This window comes from Streptomyces sp. NPDC097981 (assembly GCF_040302565.1).
GTDB lineage: Bacteria > Actinomycetota > Actinomycetes > Streptomycetales > Streptomycetaceae > Streptomyces.
Genome location: NZ_JBEORW010000126.1, coordinates 1 through 5,308, shown reverse-complemented (window position 1 = coordinate 5,308; position 5,308 = coordinate 1). Strand labels below are relative to the sequence as shown.

Annotated in this window: 3 protein-coding genes and 3 pseudogenes; 3 read left to right on the top strand and 3 right to left on the bottom strand. The window is 66.4% G+C overall.

What is annotated here, in order from left to right; translation table 11 throughout:
- Positions 1 to 581 precede the first annotated feature (581 nt).
- Positions 582 to 1,660: pseudogene (locus ABTY04_RS41415) on the top strand (IS630 family transposase).
- Between the two features lie 510 nt (positions 1,661 to 2,170).
- Here ABTY04_RS41415 and ABTY04_RS40180 read toward each other — a convergent pair.
- Together ABTY04_RS40180 and ABTY04_RS40175 are read right to left on the bottom strand one after the other, a co-directional pair.
- The gene (locus ABTY04_RS40180; RefSeq protein WP_352218384.1) at positions 2,171 to 2,581 is read right to left on the bottom strand and encodes a hypothetical protein; all 411 of its coding nucleotides are present in this window, start codon (positions 2,579 to 2,581) and stop codon (positions 2,171 to 2,173) included.
- 703 nt (positions 2,582 to 3,284) lie between these two features.
- Complete coding sequence (locus ABTY04_RS40175; protein WP_352218383.1) at positions 3,285 to 3,719, bottom strand: PQQ-binding-like beta-propeller repeat protein; 435 nt, start codon at positions 3,717 to 3,719, stop codon at positions 3,285 to 3,287.
- A gap of 532 nt (positions 3,720 to 4,251) precedes the next feature.
- Between ABTY04_RS40175 and ABTY04_RS41410 the strand changes: the two are divergent.
- Together ABTY04_RS41410 and ABTY04_RS41405 are read left to right on the top strand one after the other, a co-directional pair.
- Positions 4,252 to 4,562, top strand: a pseudogene (locus ABTY04_RS41410) (transposase); the annotation flags it as partial.
- An 11-nt stretch (positions 4,563 to 4,573) separates the two neighbouring features.
- Positions 4,574 to 4,855, top strand: a pseudogene (locus ABTY04_RS41405) (integrase core domain-containing protein); the annotation flags it as partial.
- A gap of 42 nt (positions 4,856 to 4,897) precedes the next feature.
- Here the strand turns inward: ABTY04_RS41405 and ABTY04_RS40165 are convergent.
- Positions 4,898 to 5,308 (bottom strand): DDE-type integrase/transposase/recombinase (locus ABTY04_RS40165; RefSeq protein ID WP_352218382.1); only part of this gene is annotated, 411 nt, incomplete at its 5' end.

Sequence of the window (5,308 nt, the reverse complement as noted above, 5' to 3'; positions counted from 1 at the left end):
AGCGCATTCGTACGCCTCACGACCCTGCCCCGGCCGGCCACCTGAAGCATGACAGCGCCCCTGCCCGCCCACGACCCGAGGAACCCTGGAGCACCACCCGCGCGTCGGGCCTCGGCCATGCCCGCCGACGAGAAGCAACCGAACCACCACTGCACACCAGCTCAGCCACTCGAAGCGAAACAGGGAGGTTAGCCTGCTGAGTCACACGCGGTTCACCGCTGGCGCACCCAGCTGAGCGCCGTACCTGGCCAGACTGGCCAGGTACGGCGCTCAGTCACACCTGTGTGGTCGGGTAGCCGAATCACACCCTGGCTGGTCAGGGCATCTCGTCGATGGACCGAGGCTCGGACGCAGGCGCTACAGCGATTCACGGCACCTGCAGGCAGGGCCACTTATCTCGCGACCGGAACCCTCCGGGTTCCACTCCAGGCATTGTGGTCCGGGCATCCGGTTCAGGGATCAGAGCAGCGGAAATTCACGAGCGAATGCCCGCCCAAGTGACACTTACTGACTTCAGCTTGTTGGGGTGAATCGTTGCGAAGTCCCTGATGGGTGTGGATGGGTGCCTGTATTCGTGGTGTGTGAGATATGCGGATGGGGGCGGGCTGACTCCTGCGGGGCGTCGGCGTCGGGAGACTGTACGGATGCAAGCGGCCGAACTGTTCGAGCAGCAGATCGCAGTGCCGGAAGTCGCACGTAGGCTGCGGGTGAGCGTGAAGTCGGCTTATCAATGGCATCAGTTGTGGCGGGATGGTGGGGTTGGGGCTCTGGCTTCCCAGGGGCCGAGCGGGTCACGGTGCCGTCTGTCGCCGCGGTGCCTCGAAAAGCTGGCGGGGTTCCTGGAGGAAGGTCCGGCCGCGCATGGTTGGGTAGAGGACCAGGTGTGGACCGCATCAAGGGTGGCGACCTTGATCGGCAGGAAGTTCCACGTCTCCTACAGCGTCTCGGGTGCCACCCGGTTGATGCACCGCCTCGGCTTCAGCCCACAAGTCCCTGCCCGGCGGGTCGCTGAGCGCGATGAGCAGGCCGTGACCGCGTGGAAGGTGGCGACCTGGGCGGAGGTAAAAGGGTCCGGGCGGCCTGCGGGGGCTACGTCTGCTTCGAGGACGAAGCCGGCTTCACCCGACGGCCGCCCCGGGGCCGGACCTGGGGCCGACGGGGCCGCACCCCGGTCGTGACGGTCAGCGGCCGGCGTTCGGGACGGCTGTCGGTGGCCGGGCTGATCGCGATGCGGCCGGGTTCCAGAACCCGGCTGTGTCACCGCCTACGGACCCACCCTGCCGGCAAGTGAACACGTCGCAGCATGAGCGAGCGGGACTTCATCGCACTCATCGACGGAACCCATCACCTGGTCAGAGCGCCAATCGTGCTGGTCTGGGACCGCCTGAACACCCACGTCTCCCGCAGGATGCGGGACCTCGCCGCCGAGCGCGAGTGGCTGACAGTCTTCCTGCTGCCAGCCTACTCACCCGACCTGAACCCCGTCGAAGGCGTATGGGCACACGTCAAACGCAGCCTCGCCAACCTCGCCGTCATGGCCCTCGACCGACTCGAAGCCCTAGTCCGCAACCGGCTCAAACGTCTTCAATACCGGCCTCACACCCTCGACGGCTTTATAGCCGGCACCGGCCTCACCCTCGACACCCCAGCCTCACCTTGAAACGCCGAAGTCAGTAATCCAGGTTCACCTATCCATGCAAATATGGACAACTTGAACAAACTGTCCCTCGTCCATCATCTGCGACCGGCGCGTCTACCCGCCGCCGTTGGCGGCCCATGCGAGGCCATCGAAGTAACCGTTCTCCTCGGCGATGCGGAGTTCCACCGCGTCAGGGACAGCACCCTGGGCCGTGAACTGCTCGATCAGGGCGGAGCCTGTCCCGCCCTCGCGCTGACAGGGTCGGAGTGTCGTGCGCCCGCGATGCCGGACTCAGGCGTGAACGAAGTCCCCTCGAGGTGTGGGAGCTGCGGTGGACGTGTCTGCTGTCTCGGCCGAAACTCCGGGACCGCCCACGGGCGGCGGTTTGAGGGAGCGGATCCGCCGGTACGCAGCCGCGCGGATCATCCGCCCTGGTCTCGCGAGAGCGCCCTACGACAAGGCGATCGTCCTCGCCTGTGTGAGCCTGGCCAGCGGCTGTGTGGCCGCCGCACGCCGCTGTGGGCAGGACTGTCACACGACCCCAATCCATTGCCTTCCATCCTTCACTTCGGTGCCGAGGCCACGGAGCAGCTGACCGCACCGCCGTCGGCTGTCAGCTTGGACCTCCTCAGCAACTTCCTCTACATCTCCTTGCGCCCCGTGATGGATGAGCTGGGCGGCGATGGTACGCAGGATGACCGACTCACCGCCGCCGGTGCCAGCGTTGACCAGGACGTGCGGGGACTCGGCGTCGAGGTCGACGGACACCACTTTGTCGCCGCGCTCAAGGCCGATCAGCAGGGCCGACTCCGGGACGCCTTCGACCAGAGCCCGGATACGGGGATCGGAGAACACCACCTTGGACGGCGGACGCTGGCCCTTGCGGGCCAGGACGAACGGCTTTCGGCCTTTGCGGGTCCAGGAGAACGAGACGCCCTCCAAGGCGAGTTTTGTGTCATAGCCTCCATGACCGCGCTCTCGTTGAAGCCGAGAGCGACCGGGAGGTCTACGCGGATCACGGCATCGTCGTCGCTGAAGTTCTTCGGGATGTGGAGGTAGGAGCGCGGGTCGGTGTGCGGGGAGATTCCCAGCGGTCCGACCAGAGCCAGGTGCAGGGGCTCCACCCACTCCTTGAAGAGCTCGGCCTGACCACGGTTGCGAATGCCGTGCACGATCCCGCCTGCGGCGGCGAGGGTGAAGGCGCCGACTCCACCATAGGGGAGGACCTCCAGGGTCTGCTCGGGCAGGCGCCAGTAGGTGTAGCCGCCCCCGCCCAGCGTGCCGAGGCCCCCAAGCCTGATGAGCGAGCGCTGCGCGTACGGCAGGTAGGCCACTTACCGACCCGTCCCTCTACGCCGTCCAGGACCCGGCCGCCCTTGCGCAGGAAGCCGGCGTCCGTACGCCGGATCCCGTCCATCTCCAGTCCCGAGAGAAAGCGGCCAAGCGCCTTCGCGGAAGTCTCGACCATCTCCTCCAGCTGCCGGTCGAAATTGCTGCTTCCCATCCCTACCGTCCTTCGCTGCGCGTGCCCCGCTATGAGATCGGGGTCCGATCCGCGTCGGACTGTAGGCGGGCTTCCCCGTGGATGAGGAAGACGAATCGGCGGCCCGACTCAGATCGCCGATGAGTCGAGGTCGGGGGACGGTCACGACGGGCGTGATCCGGCCGGGGGCGCTCCGAGGTTCTGGGTGCGGGTGCCGTCCTTGGCGTCGTACGCGTAGATGGGCATGTCACGGGTGGCCTTTCCGGCCAGTACGTACACGGTGTCCGGGTCCGCTCCGAGGAAGCGGGGCGTGGTGACGATGTCGACGGGCCGGGTCCACCTGGTGGCACCGGTCTCAAGATCTAGGGCGACGATCTGGGTGGGTGCGGTGTCACTGACGGGGTCGCCCGCGAGAAGGTATGCCGTGGATCCGTTGAAGGCGGTGTCGAAGCGCGAGGCGCTGGTTTCCCTGAGCTGGATCTCGCCCGCGCTGGAGGCGAGCGGGATACGCCGGGCCACGCTGCCGTCCCGTGCGAAGGTGACCAACTCGGGCTTGGTCGTCTTGTCGAATGCGCGGGGTTGCACGATGGCGGCCATGGGCCCGGCACCGACCAGGTCGACGTGCCCCCGGAGGGCACGGGCATGGGTACGGGCTCGGCGGACACTTCGCGGCCTGAGTTGTCGAGGGTGGCCACCCAGTACCTCCACATCTCTGGGCCGCCCTCCATTCCGATCATCACCATGATCCGGTCGTGGTGGGCGGTCATGTCCCAGTTGAGGACGTACCGGTTGGCGGGGACGCCGGCGTTGCGCCAGGTCCACGCTTCGGCGTCGTCCGTGCGCAGGCCGACGATGGTGTTCGGAGTCATGACGGGTGAGCGGTTTGCCGCCCAGGGGTGCCCCATTGATCTGCTTGGTCCAGACGGTCTTGCTGCCGTTGCGAGTGTCGATCAGGGATATCCGGTCGCAGCTGGCCTTGTAGTGGAGCGGGTCGCCCTTGACCCAGGCGACGGCGCCGAGTCCGCTGGCGGTGACGCTTTCGGTCATCCCGCAGGGGTGCATGTCCGGGTCGGGCGGTGTGAACCGTTCCGGGTTCGGTAGGGACTCGATCGTTTGAGAGGATCGAGTCATGGCACGTCCTTCCCAGTACCCGCTTGAGCTGCGCCGTCGTGCGGTGCGCATGGTCGCCGAGGTGCGGCCCGACTACGACACCGAGTGGGCCGCGATGAAAGCGGTCGCCTCCAAGCTCGGCATCGGCACGACCGAGACGCTGCGCAAGTGGGTCCGCCAGGACGAGATCGATGCCGGCGCCCGGCCGGGGACGACGACGGAGGAGTCCTCGCAGATCAAGGCGATGAAGAAGGAGATCGCCGAGCTGAAGCGGGCCAACGAGATCCTGAAGGCGGCGGCGAGTTTCTTCGCGGCCGAGCTCGACCGGCCACACGCTGGCCGAGCACCTGGAGAAGGCCGGCATCGCCGCCTCGATCGGATCGGTCGGAGACGCGTACGACAACGCGCTGATGGAGTCCACGATCGGCCTCTTCAAGACCGAGGTGATCAAGCCGCAGCGGCCCTGGCGATCCCTCGCCCAGGTCGAGCTGGCCACCGCCGAATGGACCGACTGGTACAACCACACCCGGCTCCACGGTGAGATAGGGCACATTCCACCCGCCGAATACGAAGCCAACCACTACCTGAGCACCACGAAACCCCAGGTCACAACCAACATCTGAGATCTCTGCTGAAGTTCCCCCTTTGATCTGGACAGCGGGTGGTTACGCTGCGGGGGTGAGGTCGCGGGTCGTCAGGGCTCTGGTTTCGAGTGGGGTGACGTAGCCGTACACGGGGTGCTTGCGCAGGCGGGTGCGGTTGTATTCGACCTCGATGAAGCGGAAGACATCGGCGCGGGCGGCTTCGTGGGACTCCCAGACGGTGGTACCGATCTCCGCTTTCAGCAATCCGGAAAAGCTCTCGGCTGCGGCATTATCGTAACATGAGCCCGTTCTGACCATACTCTGCCTCAGGTTCAACTCCCGTATCAGCGTGCGGTATTCGCCTGATGTGTATTCCGATCCGCGGTCCGAGTGGGCGATGCAGCCCGGCTTGAGGGTGCTGCGACCGACGGCCATTTTCAGGGCATCGGCGACGAGCTCGGCACGGTGGTGGTCGGCCATCGCGTACCCGAT